This window comes from Pseudomonas syringae, from assembly GCF_001698815.1.
GTDB lineage: Bacteria > Pseudomonadota > Gammaproteobacteria > Pseudomonadales > Pseudomonadaceae > Aquipseudomonas > Aquipseudomonas syringae_A.
This window is the reverse complement of the sequence record NZ_LGSI01000049.1, coordinates 90,242-107,475: the sequence shown is the minus strand read 5'-3', so window position 1 is coordinate 107,475 and position 17,234 is coordinate 90,242. Positions and strand designations below refer to the sequence as shown.

The following is a 17,234-nucleotide window of genomic DNA, read 5'->3' as shown; positions in this document are numbered from 1 at the left end:
CCTGCTGAAAACGTCAACGCCTACTCACTCTAGTCGACTTTTGAAAGCTGCACAAAAAATACAAAAGTCAACCCTCGCCTCTCTGGCAATCCAGGCCGAACTTGACATTGTTGAGAAGCTGTACTGACCTGAACGTACTCTTGTGATCTGCAATCGCCGATCACAGACCGGTTGCTGTGACTTTTCTTTATATAATCAAGAAGGTATACGCGTGCCATCACAATTTCCGCGCAGTCCCCGTCTGCGCAAGGGCGGCTTGGCCGCCTACCGTCCGCCTGCGTTGGTGCCGACGATTATCGTCTTTCAATACAATCCTGACGAAGTTTCGCGCAGCCTGACGGCGCGTGGAAGTCAAGGTTCGGGCGCGCGCGGTGAATCTCAACGGGCATCGGGGCCTCCCGACGAAACGCTCACCTTCACCGTCGAAATTGACGCCACCGACCAGCTTGAATTCCCGACAGATAACGCCACAACGGCGCGCATGGGCCTACATCCGGTCATTGCCGCCCTCGAGATGTTGCTCTATCCCGCGTTCCCGCTCGTGGTCATGAATGAAGCGCTTGCGCTTGCGGGCATGGCTTTTGTCGCGGCGGAACAAGCCCCACTCACGCTGCTGATCTGGGGTGAACGCAGGGTTCTGCCCGTTCGGGTCGAGAGTCTGACGATCAAGGAGCAGGCGTTCGATACGGCGCTCAACCCCATTCGCATCGCAGCCGATCTGTCACTTAGGGTGCAGACCTATCGCGATCTTGAAATCACGAATCCCGCTTACTGGGTCTACATGGCCGGATACGCGCAGAAGGAGGTGCTGGCAACCGCAAACACGTTTGGCAATGCATCGGCGATCGCCGATCTTCTGCCGCTGTGAGGCCACCATGTTTACGCGCGGCAGCCGCTACGAGCCCATAGGCGAGAGCGAGTACACGGCATCCGATGGCCGGGTGATCCGTCACAAGCGCATTCGTTTTTTGCCAACGCCGACGGGGTCGGCGGGAACCATCGTAGAACCCCTGGACCGGCCTGATCTTGCGGCCTGGCGAATTGCGCAAGACCCCGAGACATTCTGGCGCTTGTGCGATGCGAATCTCGTGGCGCGTCCCGCCGATCTGACGGCGCGACCTGGCGCGAGGATCGTCGTTCCACAACCTGGCAGCGAGGGCGCGTCATGAGCCTCCTGCCGTCCTTTTTCATGGTGAACCTGGGGTTCGCGCCTCTGCCACCTTTCATCACGAGCGCGCTCTCGGAGATCGAGGTCGAGACCTCGGTAGAAGGTGCGGCGATGTTCCGATTGCATATCGAACTCAGCCGCACGACGACGGGCGATCTCGATGTCCTGGTCTTCGATCTGTTCCGACCGATGATGCCAGTGCGCATCAGCCTGTCTTTCGGGCTTGGCCTGCCGTTGACCTTGATCAACGGCTATATCCGTGATGTCCAAATACACGTCGGGAGCGAGCCGGGGTCGGCACGGCTGGAAGTCGTGGGCGCTGATGCACTGGGAACACTGATGGGGCAAGTGCAAACGGCCTTCACCTGGCCCAACATGCCGGACGATGCGATTGCCTCAGCCATTTTCAGCAAATACGCAATCCTTCCCCTCGCCGAGGCGACGCCGCTGTTGCGAACGACACTGGATACGACGACAACGCAACGCGTACGCGACAATGCCTTTCTGGAGCAACTGGCGTCGAAATACGGCTACCAGCTTTATATTCAGCCCGATCCGCTTGCGGGTTTCAATGTCGGGCATTTCCATCCGCCGATCACGGTTGCGCCAGCCCAAGGCGTGCTTTCGATCGACTTCGGATCGCAATCGAATTTGCGCAGTTTCCAGATCAGCAACCAGATGTTGAAGCCCGCCACCGTACTGACGAGCTATGTTGACCCGCACACCCGCATGCCCGTCCCGGTTTTCGCGTCGACGCCGACGGAGCTGCCGATGGGGTTGGAACCATCAATTGCCCGCATGATGCCGCCCGCAATCGAAATGGATGAGGTGGGTGATGCATCGAGCCCCGCCGAGAAACTCGTTCGCGCGTTCGGCCGTGTCACACAGTCGAACCGCACGGTTTCGGCTAACGGTGAAGTCGATGGTCTGAAATTCGGCCGCCCTCTCCAGCCGGGTTTGCCCGTGCTGGTACGCGGGGCGGGGCGACAGCATTCAGGCCTGTACTCCGTAACAAGCGTCACCCACAGAATCTCGCGCGACGCGTATACGCAAAGTTTCCAGGCGATGCGCAACGCCGTCGGCCTGACCGGAGCGGAGGTGTTCATCGATCCGCTGGCGCCTGTCACCTGAGAGGGCTGTCACCATGAGGCCTGTCAGGTGAGCAGGCCTTCCAAAAGGAGGTCTATTGCATGCTTGAGTTCAACGAACAGTCTCAGCCCGGATCCTCGCATCGGGCCGGCATGTATGGAAAATATCGCGGCACAGTCTTCAATGCGCTGGACCCGCTGAAACTGGGGCGCATTCAGGCCATGGTACCCGAGGTACTGCAGGGCATTCCGACCGGATGGGCTTACCCTTGCGCACCGGTCGCGGGCCTGCAGGCCGGGTTCTTTGCCATACCGCCGCAAGGCTCCGGTGTCTGGATCGAGTTTGAGGGGGGCGACACGTCGCGGCCGATCTGGGTTGGCGGCTATTGGGCGACGCTCGAAGCCCCGAATGAGCCCCCTGCACTCACCCCGCCCCTGCCAACGCAAAAGATCTGGCGCTCCGACACGGGGCTGACCATTGCCATGGATGACACACTCCAGACAGTTACGATCAGCGATCCCCTCGCGCAGAACAAGATCGAAGTCAATGTCAAAACCGCGAGCGTCAAGATTTCGGGCATGGGTGTTGTCGTGCTTGAAGCCCCTTTGGTGCAGCACGGCAGTGGAACAGCCTTTCACCCGTCCGTTTTCGGGGACCAATTGATGACCTATCTCGGCCAACTGGTCGCCGCCTTCAATTCGCATGTGCATCCCGGCGAACTTGCGCTTGGTTTCATGCCCGTGGCTCCGGCGCTCCCGGTGCCACCGATGATGCTACCAACCCCCTCGCTCATCTCCCAGAAAGTCTTTGTGGAGTAACAAGCATGCCGCTTAAACCCGGGACACTCGACGATTTCGGCGCCTCGATGGCTGAAGCAATCGAAGCGCAACTCCATGACGGCCTGTTGGCAGATGGCTTACCGGGCCTGCCGAACGAGCCCGCCAGCGATGTACGCGACCGGCGTCGGCTGTTCGTGGCAATCGCGCGGGGCGTCGTCAAATACCTGCGCGACAATCAGGCCAGCATCGTCATCCACTACACGGACGGCGCGGTTACACGCACGACGACACCCAAGATTTCCACCACGGGAATTTGAAACAATGGCAACCCATCTCGATGTGCCATTCGGGTTTGACGCGCGGGGTCGCACCGCCGTGTCGGACGAAAACGAGCGCATTCTGGACGCGATCCGCGCTGTACTGTTCACCGCGCCCGGGGAGCGGGTCAATCGTCCCGATTTCGGATGCGGCATTCGCCAGCTACTCTTCGCACCACTCAGTGAGGCACTCGCCGCAACCACCCAGCACTTCATTCAAGGATCTCTGCTGCGTTGGCTCAGTGACCTCATCAGGGTCGAAGCTGTGGACGTGCGCGCCGATGATTCAACGCTCTTCATCACGGTCGTCTACACGATTAATGCAAGCTCCATACGACACTCAGCGGAGTTCAAACAGGCCATTGCATCATGATCTCGCGCGAAGAGCCCTTGTGGTGTGAAAACGAACGGCGCGACGCGATTCTCACGGTGCCTGTGCATCCATTGAATGGAGTCGATTTTGTCGAGTTCCGCCGCGACCTGCTGGCTGCGCCCCCTAAGCGCAACCGGCTTGAAATCCAATTCCTGAAGCCTCCGCCCCCTGCCCTCGTCGGCGCTCCCGTTTCGTTCAGCATCGAGGGCGGCATTCGCGTCGTCGACATCGAGCCAATTGCAGTGGTCGCCGATCCGGATCCCAATCGGCTGGTCCTGTTTCTGGATCGGGAGGGAGACTTCTCGACCTATTACCTGCGCGTTACTCATCCCGGCATCGATGAGGAACGCTGCGAGGCAGCGTTCAGTTTCAAGGCGGGTTGCCCTACCGAGTTCGATTGCGGCACACGACACGATTGCGAGCCGGAGCGTTTCATGGAGCCTGCGCTCGATTATCTTGCAAAGGACTACCAGAGCTTCCGTCGCCTGATGCTGGATCTGGCACCGCAGCTCAATCCCGATTTTGACGACCAAAATCCCGCCGACCTCTGCGTTGCGCTGATCGAGCTTTTCGCCTATGTCGGCGACTATCTAAGCTATTTCCAGGACGCTGCCATCACCGAGGCTTTTTTCGACACTTGCCGCCACCGTGTTTCGGCGGCGCGCCACACACGCCTGATCGATTACGCCATGCATAATGGTCGCAACGCATTCTGCTTTGTGCAATTCGATGCGAGCGCCGGTCCCGACGGTATTGTTCCGGCGGGAACGAAACTTCTTACGCAAGTCATTGAACCACTGCGCGGGCAAAAGGCACCACCTGGGCTGGTCATACCCACTGGCGTTGCCGACTTCGATGACGACAAGGCGCTGGCACGGACGGTTGTGTTCGAAACTTCGGCACCGGTGCGCGTGCTCGCTGGTCGCAACGAGATGCGCATCCACGACTGGGGCGACGCCTCATGCTGTCTGGCGCGGGGAGCACGAGAGGCCTGGCTCTACGTTACATCGCCGCAGGGCAATAACCTGCACGCCACCCGGCCCGACATAGCCCTTGGGGAGTATCTGCTTCTTGAGGAAATACTTGGCCCACGTACCGGCCTTGCTGCCGATGCTGATCCGCGCAACCGCCATGTCGTGCGGATCGAGGCAGTCGACGTCACGAGCGACCCGGTCTTCCGCGATCTGCTGGTCGATGGCGCACTCACACCCGCCGCATCCGGCGACGTGAAGTTGCCATTGCTGCACGTACGTTGGCGTGAGAACGACGCACCACCCTTGCCCTTCTGTCTTTCGGCTCAGTTACCAGAGACAAGGCAACTCATTGGGCCGGTGACGATTGTGCGGGGCAATGTCACGCCCGCAGACCATGGCCGTACAGTCATCCGCCGTCTACCTGATCCGACAGACCCATTGCGGGAACTGCCACCGATTGATGTGGGTACGGGCCGTTGGCCTATCGATCAGCAAATCCTGATCGATGCACCGCTCACCTTTCAGACGATGCCGAGCGATCCGGATTATGCATTCGATGGCAAGCTGTCCGCCGGCCGCCATGACCTCGATCAGCCAACCTCCAAGGCCATGCCCGCCGTTGTCGTTGAATACGGCTGGGCAGTGGGGGATACGGAGTTATTCCGCCCTGTTCCGACGCTCTTCGCAAGCGATGCCTATCATCCACATTTCGTCGCCGAAGTGGACACCGACCACAGGGTGCGCCTGCGCTTCGGCGATGACCAATATGGACGCTGCGTCACGCACCCCACCCAGCCTCTCACCGCCCGCGCCCGTTACAGGATTGGCAATGGTCGACTGGGGAATATCGGTGCAGGAGCGCTGACGCATGTCGTCATGCCCGATGCTATCGACCTGGTGGACCCGGCCAATCCCGGTGGCGGGCCGCAGCACTTCCCAGAGATCATAAAACTCAGGCAACCGCTCTCAGCACGCGGTGGTGTCGACCCGCAATCGATCGAGGAAGCCCGCCAGATTGCACCTGAGGCGTTCCGCGCCGAGACATTCCGGGCGGTGACGGAGGCGGACTACGAGGCCGTGGCCATGCGGTTGGAGTATGTGGCCGCGGCCAAAGCCTCTTTTGTCTGGACGGGGAGCTGGCACACCGTTTTCGTTGCGATCCATCCGTCAGATCCAGCCCTTCTTGACCGGATGCCGGGTGGCGCCGCCCGGCTGCAACCGGCATTCGCGAAGCACATTTGGGCAGTGCTGAACCGCTATCGCCTGGCTGGCTATGACCTTGTGGTACACGCAGCCATCTATGTTCCGATCGAACTTGAAGTCCAGCTTTGCATCGCGCGCGGCCATTTCCGTGGTGATGTTCTGGAAGCAGCGGCCAATGTGATGTCGAACCGACGTCTGGCCGGCGCAAGTTCCGGCTTCTTCCACCCCCTCAATTTTCGCTTCGGTTCGGCGGTCTATTCGAGCCGCATCTACGCGCTGCTGCAGCACATCGACGGTGTTGAATCTGCCCGCATTCTCGTGATGAAGCGCTTTTGGGACGCGCCGAATGGCGAGCTGGAGCGAGGCCTCGTTCCCATGGGACCGAGCGAAGTCGCGCGCCTGGACAACGATCGCAGCCAGCCGGAGTTCGGCGTGCTACGCCTGACCGCCGTGGGAGGGTTGTGAGATGACCATGACTCCCGATACCCGGTTCTGCCTGTGCTGCGAGCCGCATGAACCCGCTGCTCCCGCATCCATTTTCAACCGACCGGGTCTGAGCACGATTGTATGGCGAACTGGAAGCTACGCTACCTTCCGTCAGGCCATGATAGAGGCCATGGCGTCAGGCCCGCCCAATCCGCTAGATCCCGATGACACGCTGTGGCCTCTGCAGGTGTGCAACGCGCTTGCCAGGCTCACGACACGCGACGACACCGATCATGCAATCATGTGCATCGATCTTTTTGCCGCCGTCTCGGATGTGCTGAGCTTCTATAGCGAGCGCTACGCCAACGAAATCTTCATGCGCACGGCGCGCGAGCGGGACTCGGTGCTCCGTCTGGCCCGTTTGATTGGATACCGCGTTGCCCCGGGGCTGGCGGCCACCACATCACTTGCGTTCACCCTTGATCCCGGCGCCACGACCGTCATCCATTCCGGCCTGAAAGTCATGAGCGTCCCAGGTCAGGACGAAGTGGCACAGACATTCGAGACTATCGGCTCCGTGAGCGCCGACGCCCGGCTGAACGATGTCCCGCTTTATGGTCAGCCGCAGGCCGTGGTGCCATTCCAGCAAGGCCTTTCGCGCATTCCGATCCTGCAGCGACCCGAAATATTGCTGCGTAATGACACCATCGCCATCGTCGGGAACAACGAACTGCAAGTGACCAGTGTGCATAACGTCGAGACTGCATCGGATGGTGAATATGTGACTTTTACCACCCCGTTCGCCATTGCAAGCAGTGGCTCGATCGGGTTCAAGACCAAGCGCGCGCTGCGCTTCTTTGGCCACAATGTGCCACCGAGCTATTCCTTCTATGACATGAACCCGGCGACCCCCGTCGCGAAGCGCTGGACCATGAAGACCCTCGGCGTGGACTATTCCGCCAGTATTGCGGCAAGCCAGACCTTCTATCCGCTCGACGCGCGTATCGATGACCTGAATCCGGGCACCCTGCTGCTCGTCGATCTTGGGTCGGGTGCTGGCCGTTATGTCTTCGCGCTTGTCGGTACTGTCCTCCACAGCACGGTCACCCTCGGTCCCATGTCCGACACCGTTACCTGGATTTCACTCGCACAAGTCACGATTGGCAGCGACGATGTCCTGAATCACCTCGGCGGCACCGGACTGCCCGCCATAGCTGACCGCCGTCAGACGCAGATTTACGAAGTCGTTCGCCCTCAGATCGCCCCGCGCGCCTACCTCTACCCGGCGAGCTTTTCAGGTGGCACCGCCTGGATCCGCAGCGATCACGTCAACGATGCCCGCCTGCTCACCAAGAAGCAGCCTATTGCTATTGCTCAAAGCACGCGGCGGTACGTCGCAAGCATCGCGACCGTCACGCAATCACCGTCCGTGGGCGACGGCATTTCACACATTACTATCGGCTTTGATCCCCCCATCGGCACTCCGATGATATCCCCACGCATGAATGGCAATGTTGCACCTGCAAGCCACGGAGAGACGCAGCGTGACGAAGCGCTGGGCCACGGGAATGCGTCCGCCCTGTTCCAGCGCTTCAAGTTGCAGCGCAAGGATATGACGCGCCTGCCCGGTAGTGTGGGGTTGACGCCACGCGCCGAGCTGGCGGTTCGCGTGAACGGCGAACTCTGGAGCGAGGCCCCATCGTTTTATGGCCGCGGACCGAACGACCACGTCTACACGCTGCGAGACGATGATGCGGGCAACAGCATCGTCTCGTTCGGAGATGGCCTCACGGGTGCGAGGTTACCGAGTGGTGCAAGCAATGTGGTCGCGCGCTATCGGACGGGAATAGGTCTGCAAGGACGATTGGCTGCCGGGCAGCTTTCAACGCTTCTTGAGCGTCCGGTTGGCGTTCGCGGCGTTTCCAATCCACTGCCCACGGAGGGCGGAGTTGATCCCGAAACACTCGATCATGCGCGCGAGGCGGCACCTGTAACTGTCCGCACATTTGGCCGTGCCATAGCGCTATCAGATTTTGCGGATGTCGCGCGCCAGACAGGCATGGCGGCCGCGGCAAAGGCGACCTGGACCTGGATAGGGCTGGAGCAGGCGATCCAGCTCACGGTCTCGGGTGGTAACGGCCAACGCCTATCGCCCGACGCCCTCGCCGCTCTGCACAGTTCACTCACCCACTCGCGCGATCCGAACCATCTGCTGATAATCGGGAATTTGTGGCGCGTACCGATTGTGGTCACCGCGCGCATCCTGCGTGATCCCGTGTTCGAGAAGGACTCGGTGCAGCATGCAGCCCGCACGGCGTTATCAGACTTCATGCGGTTCGAGCGGCAACCGATGGGGTGCCCTCTCCATCTCAGCCAAATTATCGCCGTGCTTCAGGGCGCCCGGGGCGTCGCGGCGGTTGATGTGGACCTTTTTCAGATCAAGGGTTTTGCGGGTTGGACTGCCGCATGGTTGTCCCGTCGGGGTCTCACCGGCGCACCGGTGCAGCCGCATATCCGCCTGTTCGAAGCTCGGCCGCGCCCGCCTGTGGCCATGCTTGACCCAGCAGCGCTTGCGGGTCTGGCACTCGATCCCGATGCACTGGCGCTTCCCACCGAGCAAGCCTTTATCGAGGCACCCGACACCGATCTCACTCTGCATGTAGTGGAGACGCTATGACGGCCTATTCCAGAGAGAAGCGCGACAGGTTGTTCAACCTCCTCCCGGCTTATCTGCGCGAGCTGGATGGATTGGAACGGCTGCACCCGGACGATCCGCCGGGCCCACTGCAAGCCTTTCTGAGCGTAATCGAAATGCAGGCCGAAGCGCTTGATGGCGACATAGAGCAACTCCTGAACAACGCATTCATCGAGACATGCGAGCCTTGGGCAATTCCCTACATCGGCGATCTCGTCGCAATGACGCCGTTGTTCGACGAGAGCCGGATTCGTGGCGGCGACAGTGCCGCCGAGATCTTTTCGGACCTGAACGGGCCCTCGCTGCGACCCAACATAGGCCTGGGCAATCGGGCCGATGTTGCGAAGACGATCTATTACCGCCGCCGCAAAGGCACATTGCCGATGCTGGAGGAAATGGCGCGTGACGTGACCGGATGGCCCGCTCATGGCGTCGAGTTCTTCCAGCGCCTGCGATGGAGTCAGTGGATCCGCAATCACATCCGTATGCAGGCCCTGGAAACCCCTGATCTTCGTTCGGTCGTGCGGTTAGACACCCTGGAAGGCGCTTTCGATGAAACCTGCCGCACGGTGGACGTTCGCGCGATTGCACCCGATGAGGGCTGGTACGGCACCCGCAAAATCGGCTTCTTTCTCTGGCGTCTAAAGGCGCACCGTTTCGAGCAGATCGACGCGCGCCAGCAAGGGGCGGCAGGCGACTTCCGCTGGCGTTTCAGTCCTCTTGGCCAAGACGCTCCCTTGTTCTCCGCAGGACGGCGGGAAGACGATGAGACCGGGCTTAGCGCCCGCCATCACGTGCCGCAAGCGATCAGCCATGCCACGCTTTTCGAGGATCTCTCGCAGAGCCTCAGCCAGCCAGTGATCCCCGATTTTTCACAATATTACGGCCTCTTCGACCCATTCCCGGCCATGGTGCTGGCCGAAGACAGAGCGATGATGATCTTCATCGGCGGCCAGCCTGTGCCACTCTCGCGCATTCGGTGCCGCAACCTGGATGCGTGGTCGCAACCTGCCACGAATATTGTGTCAGTAGATACAGCCACTGGCCGCATTGCACTTGGGCCTGTAGCCGCGGCCGCCGGTCCCGTGACCGTCTGGTACCACCACGGTTTCCCTGGCGATCTTGGTGGCGGGCCCTATCGGCGTCGCGCATGGCAGATCAACGCGCCCGCCGGTACACAGATGCTGCCAGTCGACAACTCGGGTAATCCGGGAACTTTCAACACGATTAACGGGGCGCTGGCGCAGTGGGTGGCACTCGGTAAACCAAACTGCATCATCCAGATCCGCGATAACCGCACCTACAAGGAGGCGATTGCCATCGATCCTTTCGACAAGCGCTTTATCGCGATTGAAGCCAGCGACAGCAAATGCCCGCATCTGCTGCTTCCCGACCCACTGACCATCTCCGGCGATCACGACAGTTCCACCGTGACGCTGGGCGGACTGCTGATAGAAGGGCGAGTCGAAATCACCGGCTCACTGGGTGCACTGCGACTGATCCATTCAACGCTTGTTCCGGGCGAAAGCATCGCCGTACCGGACCCTGCCGTTGCGCCGCCTCCCGCACAGCCCACCCAAGCCAGCATCCTTGCCGCCATGACGCGCCCCGATGGCAGTCCGGCGAATAGGAAACTGCGCGTGGAAGCCGCCTTTTGCGTCATGGGACCGCTCCGCCTGCCGGAGCACGCGCAAGCGTTGGTGCTGCTCGATTGCATCGTTGATGGGCTCGATATCGCTGCTGTTGCCGGGCCAGCGGCCAACAGTTTCGGTCCCGCATCGCGCATTGAGCGCTCGACGCTGCGCGGTGCCATGCGGTTTCGCCAGATCGATCTCGCGAGCGAGAGTATTTTTGACGGTTCATTGACGGTGTTGCGACAGCAGGTCGGTTGCCTACGCTTCAGCTACGTGCAGGACAACGCACGCACGCCACGCCGCTACCGCTGCCAGCCCAGTCTGGCGATACGAAAGGCCGTTGATGCAGCAGGTCCATTGACGCCCGCCGAACTAGCACTGTTGCGACAGCAGGTCGCGCAGCGGGTGGCGCCCGAATATGTGTCCGAAGCCTATGGCCAGCCCGCTTACCTGCAACTCAGCGACAACGGCCCGATTGAAATCGGAACAGGCTCCGAGGATGGGGCCGAGATGGGCGTGTGGTGCCATCTCAAGCAACCCCAGCGGGCCGCCAACCTGAAGCTGCGCCTCGACGAATATCTGCCCTTTGGCCTCTCGGCCGCCCTGATCCACGCCAATTGAACGAATGACGCGTAGAGGAACAAAACAATGTCCGGCGACTATTCGCGCTTCACATTCGACCCGTTACGCCGCTTCGCTTCAGTACGTGTGCAACAAGGCCGCGTGCAACTGGATTCCGACTGGAACGAGCATTCAGATGTACTGCGCGAGCGCACCCGCCTGCTGGGTCTCGATAGCGGCGGTCCGGCATGGCTTCCGACGCTGACAACGCCCGATGCCTTCCTGATCGGTGCCATTGCCGGACCACCCGCCGACCTCTCCATTCAAGACGGCAGGATTTATGTTGACGGCAGGCTTGCCGAGATCTTTTCCAATGAAGGCGTTACCTACCTCAAGCAGCCCTTTCTTCCCGATCCACCCGCGCCAGATCCGACCATCGACACGCTGGTCTATCTCGATCTTTGGGAGCGCGAAGTCACGTGGGTGGAAGAACTGAAGCTGCTGGATACCGCTCTGGGTGGCGTCGATACCACCACGCGCATCCAGCAGGTCTGGCAGGTCAAGCTTTACAAACAGCCCGGGGCTCCGGCGGTATGCGGCGTTGATCTCAACGCCTTGTTTGCGCCCTCCACCGGCCGGCTCACCACCTCCGCTGTGGCGCCGCCCGCGCCGGATGATCCCTGCATCCTGCCGCTCAACGCTGGCTATCGGGGTATCGAAAATCGGCTCTATCGGGTTGAAATCCAGACGCCTGGCCCCTTGGGAACCGCGCTCTTCAAGTGGTCACGCGACAATGGCTCCATCGCCTCCCGCGTGACGAGCATCGCGGTCGCCGGCGGACAGACGCGCCTCTCGGTGAACCGAGTCGGACGCGACGCGCGCCTGCCGTTGCGCATCAATGACTGGGTGACACTGACCGACGACCATCGTGAACTCTGGGGTGAAGCGGGCCAGATGGCGCGCGTGATCGATATCGACGAGGCAAAGCGGATAATCGTGCTGGATCGTGCCGTACCGACAGCGGGACGTGCGTTCGGGGCAACGGCGGTTGATGTCGTTGCGCGCAACACGCGCTTGCAGCGATGGGATGAAAGCGCACCGCTGAACGTAATCAACGGTGACGGCCTAATGGCAACGGCGGCAGGCCCCATCGATCTTGAAGACGGCGTGCAGGTCAGTTTTACCACCGCTACCGCTGGCGGTCAGTTCAAGGTCGGCGACTACTGGGTCTTCGCGGCGAGAACGGCGAATGCCTGGGTTGAACCGCTCAATGCGGCACCGCCCCGCGGCATCCATCACCAATATCTTCAACTCGCCGCAATACCGGCCAATGGTGCACCCACTGACTGTCGACCCATCCAAATCGATGATGCCGGATGCTGTACCTTCGTGGTGCGGCCTGGAGAGGACATTCAGGCAGCCATCGACAAGTTGCCGAAGGTTGGAGGTTGCGTATGCCTGAAGGCAGGGTTGCATCCGATCGACCGCCCTCTGATCCTGCAGCGCGACAATCTCTGCCTGCACGGAGAGAGCATGGGCGCGATGGTCTTCAACCGGCGCGGAACCGGCGTCATTGTTGTTTCCGGCGCCAACCACGTTCACATTCACACGCTCGTCTTGCGACAGGGCGAAGCATCTTCCGACCCGATCATTGTGATTAAGGGAACAGAAGATTTGATCATTGACGAATGCAGACTGGAGACGTTCGCTCGTCCTGGCAGTGTGGGAATATTGGCCTTCGATGCAGCCAACATAACGGTGTCGGCTTGTATATTCGATAAGGCTGCCATCGGCGTCTGGTTCGACGAAGGCTCACGCGATGTCGTGGTGACTGACTGTGAAATTACCTTGCCAGACCCGGACACGAACCGCAAGACCACCGTTGGCATCATGGCCCGCACGATGCGCGGCTCCGTCACTGCCGAGAACAACACGATCGTCAATGCAGTGAACGGTATCCTCATCAACGACCAGCCAAACGACATGCCGGTGTCACGGGCCAATTTCTCGCGTATCGCGGGCAATCGCATTGAACTGGCCGAGAACAAGTTTCCCGACCGCTCGTTTGGCATTGATGTCGCGAGCCCGCAGACTATCGTGAGCAACAACCAACTGGTGCACGACGGGTCCAATCTCACTGCCATCCGCCTGTGCGGCAACGGATCAACTGCGATGGGGAACATCGTGGTGTGCCGCCGGGAAGCTCCCGACATCGCGCTGGCAATCGTGGTGGGCAACATTGGCCCGGCCGGCGCCGTGCTGCCGCTGGAGCGCATGATCGTCGCCGACAACATTATTGAAGGCGGCCAACACGGCATCCTCATGATCGGTGCCGTGCGAAGCGCCATTCGAGGCAATGTCATGGGACAGGGAAGCGTGCGCTTCGGTTTTGCGACCACACTCGTTCAGGTCGCCGACACGCTGATCAGCGAGAACATCGTCTACCAGGCGATGATCGGGATTTTTGCCACACAGGGTGCACGCAATCTCATCCGCGATAATCGGATCGAGGCAGGACAAGTCGGTATTTTCATGCATGAAGAGGCCGCCCCGACCCTGCACGGCAATCACCTGACAGATCTCGAACGCCTGGGCCTTCTGGTTTTTCAATCGACAGAGCGCTGTGACATCACGTCCAATCGAGTGATCCGTTGCGGTACGCGTACCGGTCTCGCTCTGGGGATCGCCGCCATCGCGATCTTTGGTGAGTTGAACGTTCAGGGCAATGAAGTTATGGACACAGGTGTGGCGGCTACCGGAGGTGGCATCTCCCCGCTCGCCTTCGGCATCACGGGCTTCACCGTGCTGGAATGCAGGATAGACAGTAATCTCGTCACCTACTCACGACCAGGCTCTCGCCCGCCGACGAATGAGGACCGCGCGCTGCTGCTGCAGGGCATGATCGAATATGAGATCAAACTGCCCGCAGGCTCTACCGTGTTCGGGTTCCCGGTGCAGATTACGAACAACAAGTTCATCGGCACCGGAGCGACCGCTCTCGTCGAGTTGCGGCAAACAGTATTTGCGAACGTGAAGGCACGGTTCGAGCGGGTGATGTTCAGCGACAATTACTGCTCGCATTTCAGCCTACCCTTCAACGACCAACGCGCAGCAACAGTGTCGATGGCGGGCAGGCTCTGCACCGTCTCTGGAAACCAGGTGAAGGCGGCCACCCCCGACTTCCGCTCCTATGACCTGCACGGCATGCCCGGCCCGTTCATCGGCAACATCTCGCATGGCCCAACATGGGACCGGCTCAACAGCGCCTCGTGGTTTCCGAATCCCGAGTTTAATTACAACCTGAAAGCCTGAGGAGAGATCGATGGATATCGAAAAACTGATCGCGCGACAGGACAAGCTCCTCGCCGAGGCCACGGCGCTCATCAACAAACGCAATGTTTCCCCGAGCATGTTGAACTGGCCGATTGCCTCGCAGGAAGCGCGTATGGGCCGCCTCCAGCAGCGAATCGAAACCCTGCAGAAGATGAAGGCGGAACATGCACGTCAGATCGATTCCGAGATCGAAATGCTGTCCACCGAATTGTCACAACTGAGCGAGAAAATCGAAACCGCTAGGAGAACACTTGAGCCCGGAACTCTGCGGACATCGTCCGAACCATCCGAAAGGTCTCGTGCCAAGGGGAAAAGGAAAGGAGGGCCGGGAAAAAACAATGACGGTTGATCAGAATTGCGTAGCCGATCGACGTCCCCCCAACGCCAAGAGGGGGGTTGTCAGAAGCTGGATTAGCAAGTACCTCCAGGGGCGATCCTGATTCGCGGCTGATACTGCCTTTTTCAATAGAGTCGACCGGTTTTCGCCCGCTCGCGAGTGTCCGCTTGGGGTCCAGGCTGTGTGAAAACGCGCTAAATACGTCGAAAACTGAGAGTCGCGAGGATTGCCGGTGGAATAAGCAGGCGGAAGCGCGAATTACGTTAGTCAGCCTACATAGACGTTCGTAATGCCGTTTGGGCCGCGTTTGAATCGCGCCGCTACGATCTCGACGATCAGAGGTTAGACAATCACTGGCGTTTCACACAGCCTGGGTCGGTTTCTGCCTCTGCTGACCTGCAGCTAAGAGTCGATTTCTGCCTTCATGACGGGCAGAAATCGGCCGATTCTGTTGAAAAACTCGGATTTTCAGATCACCTGAACTCAGGCACGGCCACCACCGGAGAACCTACTCACCACATTGAGTGGTTTCTCGGCCCTTCGTTGACCTTTGCTGCTCTGTTAATGGGTTAGTTTTAGGTTTTTGGCTTCGTGCAGGCGCACCTATCCCGTAGAAGGTGGCCCTTGAGATGCAAGTTTGGCCAGACGTCGCAGGTTCTGTACCGCGGCCGCCAGCGTGAACTCATCGGACGCGCCACTCATGCCACGTAGTCGCAAGCGATCCAGTTTCAGGATGCGCTTGAGGTGGGCAAACAACATTTCGACCTTCTTACGTTCGTGGCGGGAGCGCACGTACTCCGGCGTCGCCGCGATGCGTCGAGCCACATCACGAGCGGCTTCATGGACGCTACGGACGATCTTGCGAATCGAAGTGTTCGGGCAGCACTTGGCTTTCATCGGACATGTCGCGCAGTCGGTCTGTCTGGATCGGAAGATGATGGTGTTGGCTTTTGTGACGTGCGAACGCTCGTTCTTGAAGGTTCGCCATTCACTGCGTAATACGTTGCCGGCTGGGCAGCGGTATTCCTCAGCCTCTTCATTCCAGTGGAAATCGTTACTCGAAAAGCTGTCGTTCTTGCGCTCAGTTTTGTCCCACACCGGCACATGCGGTTCGATGTCTTTTTCCTCCACCATCCAGGCCAGCATCGGCGCTGTGCCTTAAGCGGTGTCGCCAATGCGGCGCTCTGGCTTGATGGCAAACTGCGCTTCGACCCGATTGATCATCGTCTTGGTGCTCTCGACTTCTGCGCTTCGATGAGCCGGTGTGGGTTCCACATCCATGATCACGCCGTGCTCGGTATCGATCAGATAATTCGTGGAGTAAGCGTAGAACGCTGGGCCACCTGGAGCTGCGGTCCAGCGGGCTTGAGGATCAGTCAGCGATAGGCGCTTTGGTAGCGTTTCGGCCAGAGCCTCTTCATCGAGTGCCTCAAGATACTCACGAACGGCGCGGGTGCTCAGGGCCGGATCGCTCCAGTTGACCTGTTCATCACCCGGTACACCGCGCTGCCGGCTGGCATCCGCTTTGATGATGCTGGCGTCCACGGCAAAGCCTTCACCTTTGACCAAGCCTGCGTCCATGCAACGACGCAGCACTTCATTGAACAGCCAGCGAAACAGATCGCTGTCCCGAAAACGGCCGTGTCTATTTTTGGAAAAGGTCGAGTGGTTGGGGACTTCATCTTCAAGGCTTAACCGGCAGAACCAGCGATACGCCAGGTTCAAATGGGCCTCTTCGCACAACCGCCGCTCTGAGCGAATGCCGTAGCAATAGCCCACGATCAGCATGCGGATCATCAGTTCAGGATCAATCGACGGACGCCCGATCGGGCTATAGAAATCGGCGAGGTAATGGCGCAGGTCGCTCAGATCGAGACACCGATCAATGCTGCGTAGAAGGTGATTGGCTGGAATGTGATCTTCAAGGTTGAACGAGTAAAACAGCCGATCCAGCCCACTCGATAACTGTCCCATCATGCTGCGTGCTTCCCTGCTGGCCAATGCAGATATTTTGCCGCAGGCCAGATAGGGGAGCTACTTTTTCAACAGAATCGGCCAGAAGCAGACGTTCGTCGGCGATTACAATGAACGGGGGGCCGCCTATACATCGCCGAAATTGACAGCAAGTTTTCTAGCTCCCTTGGCAGTTTTTTCTTTAAGGCAAGAAAGAAATAATCAGCACTCAGAACCCTGCGGTCTCCTGATGAAGCTAGGTTCAAACTCCCAGCAAACATCGATTCGTACAATTTTCAGATTCAGAGACTCGTCTTTCACTGCTCTCGATGCGTATGTCGGGTGCCGTTTCAATGCGTTGCGAAGAGGCTGTATGCCCGAGTATCTATTGA

General features: G+C 59.6%; 10 protein-coding genes and 1 pseudogene. 10 read left to right on the top strand and 1 reads right to left on the bottom strand.

Annotated elements, in window-relative coordinates:
* Positions 1 to 211 precede the first annotated feature (211 nt).
* The 10 genes from AFK24_RS15590 to AFK24_RS15540 all read left to right on the top strand — a co-directional run bounded on the left by AFK24_RS15590 (position 212) and on the right by AFK24_RS15540 (position 14,901).
* Positions 212 to 868, top strand: coding sequence for a hypothetical protein (locus AFK24_RS15590; RefSeq protein WP_065834052.1), 657 nt, complete (start codon positions 212 to 214; stop codon positions 866 to 868).
* A 297-nt stretch (positions 869 to 1,165) separates the two neighbouring features.
* Positions 1,166 to 2,299 carry a phage late control D family protein gene (locus tag AFK24_RS15580; protein ID WP_065834050.1) on the top strand — a complete coding sequence of 378 codons (1,134 nt, stop codon included), beginning with the start codon at positions 1,166 to 1,168 and terminating at the stop codon, positions 2,297 to 2,299.
* Positions 2,300 to 2,358: 59 nt separating this feature from the next.
* Positions 2,359 to 3,075: a phage baseplate assembly protein V gene (locus AFK24_RS15575; RefSeq protein WP_065834049.1), complete on the top strand. Its 717-nt coding sequence runs from the start codon at positions 2,359 to 2,361 to the stop codon at positions 3,073 to 3,075.
* A 5-nt stretch (positions 3,076 to 3,080) separates the two neighbouring features.
* Positions 3,081 to 3,353: a hypothetical protein gene (locus AFK24_RS15570; protein ID WP_065834048.1), complete on the top strand. Its 273-nt coding sequence runs from the start codon at positions 3,081 to 3,083 to the stop codon at positions 3,351 to 3,353.
* 4 nt (positions 3,354 to 3,357) lie between these two features.
* Positions 3,358 to 3,726, top strand: coding sequence for a GPW/gp25 family protein (locus AFK24_RS15565; protein WP_065834047.1), 369 nt, complete (start codon positions 3,358 to 3,360; stop codon positions 3,724 to 3,726).
* Positions 3,723 to 6,368 (top strand): hypothetical protein, encoded by a 2,646-nt coding sequence (locus AFK24_RS15560; protein ID WP_205884872.1) that lies wholly within the window; start codon positions 3,723 to 3,725, stop codon positions 6,366 to 6,368. The genes AFK24_RS15565 and AFK24_RS15560 overlap by 4 nt, the downstream gene beginning before the upstream one ends.
* A 1-nt stretch (position 6,369) precedes the next feature.
* Complete coding sequence (locus AFK24_RS15555; protein WP_080482166.1) at positions 6,370 to 9,006, top strand: putative baseplate assembly protein; 2,637 nt, start codon at positions 6,370 to 6,372, stop codon at positions 9,004 to 9,006.
* Positions 9,003 to 11,279, top strand: a complete 2,277-nt coding sequence (locus AFK24_RS15550; RefSeq protein WP_065834044.1) for a hypothetical protein — start codon at positions 9,003 to 9,005, stop codon at positions 11,277 to 11,279. Before AFK24_RS15555 ends, AFK24_RS15550 begins: the two co-directional genes overlap by 4 nt.
* 27 nt (positions 11,280 to 11,306) lie before the next feature.
* Positions 11,307 to 14,531 (top strand): DUF6519 domain-containing protein, encoded by a 3,225-nt coding sequence (locus AFK24_RS15545; protein ID WP_065834043.1) that lies wholly within the window; start codon positions 11,307 to 11,309, stop codon positions 14,529 to 14,531.
* 10 nt (positions 14,532 to 14,541) lie between these two features.
* On the top strand, positions 14,542 to 14,901 hold the full coding sequence (locus AFK24_RS15540) for a hypothetical protein (RefSeq protein WP_065834042.1): 360 nt from the start codon (positions 14,542 to 14,544) through the stop codon (positions 14,899 to 14,901).
* 591 nt (positions 14,902 to 15,492) lie between these two features.
* Here the strand turns inward: AFK24_RS15540 and AFK24_RS15535 are convergent.
* Positions 15,493 to 16,866, bottom strand: a pseudogene (locus tag AFK24_RS15535) (transposase).
* Positions 16,867 to 17,234 lie beyond the last annotated feature (368 nt).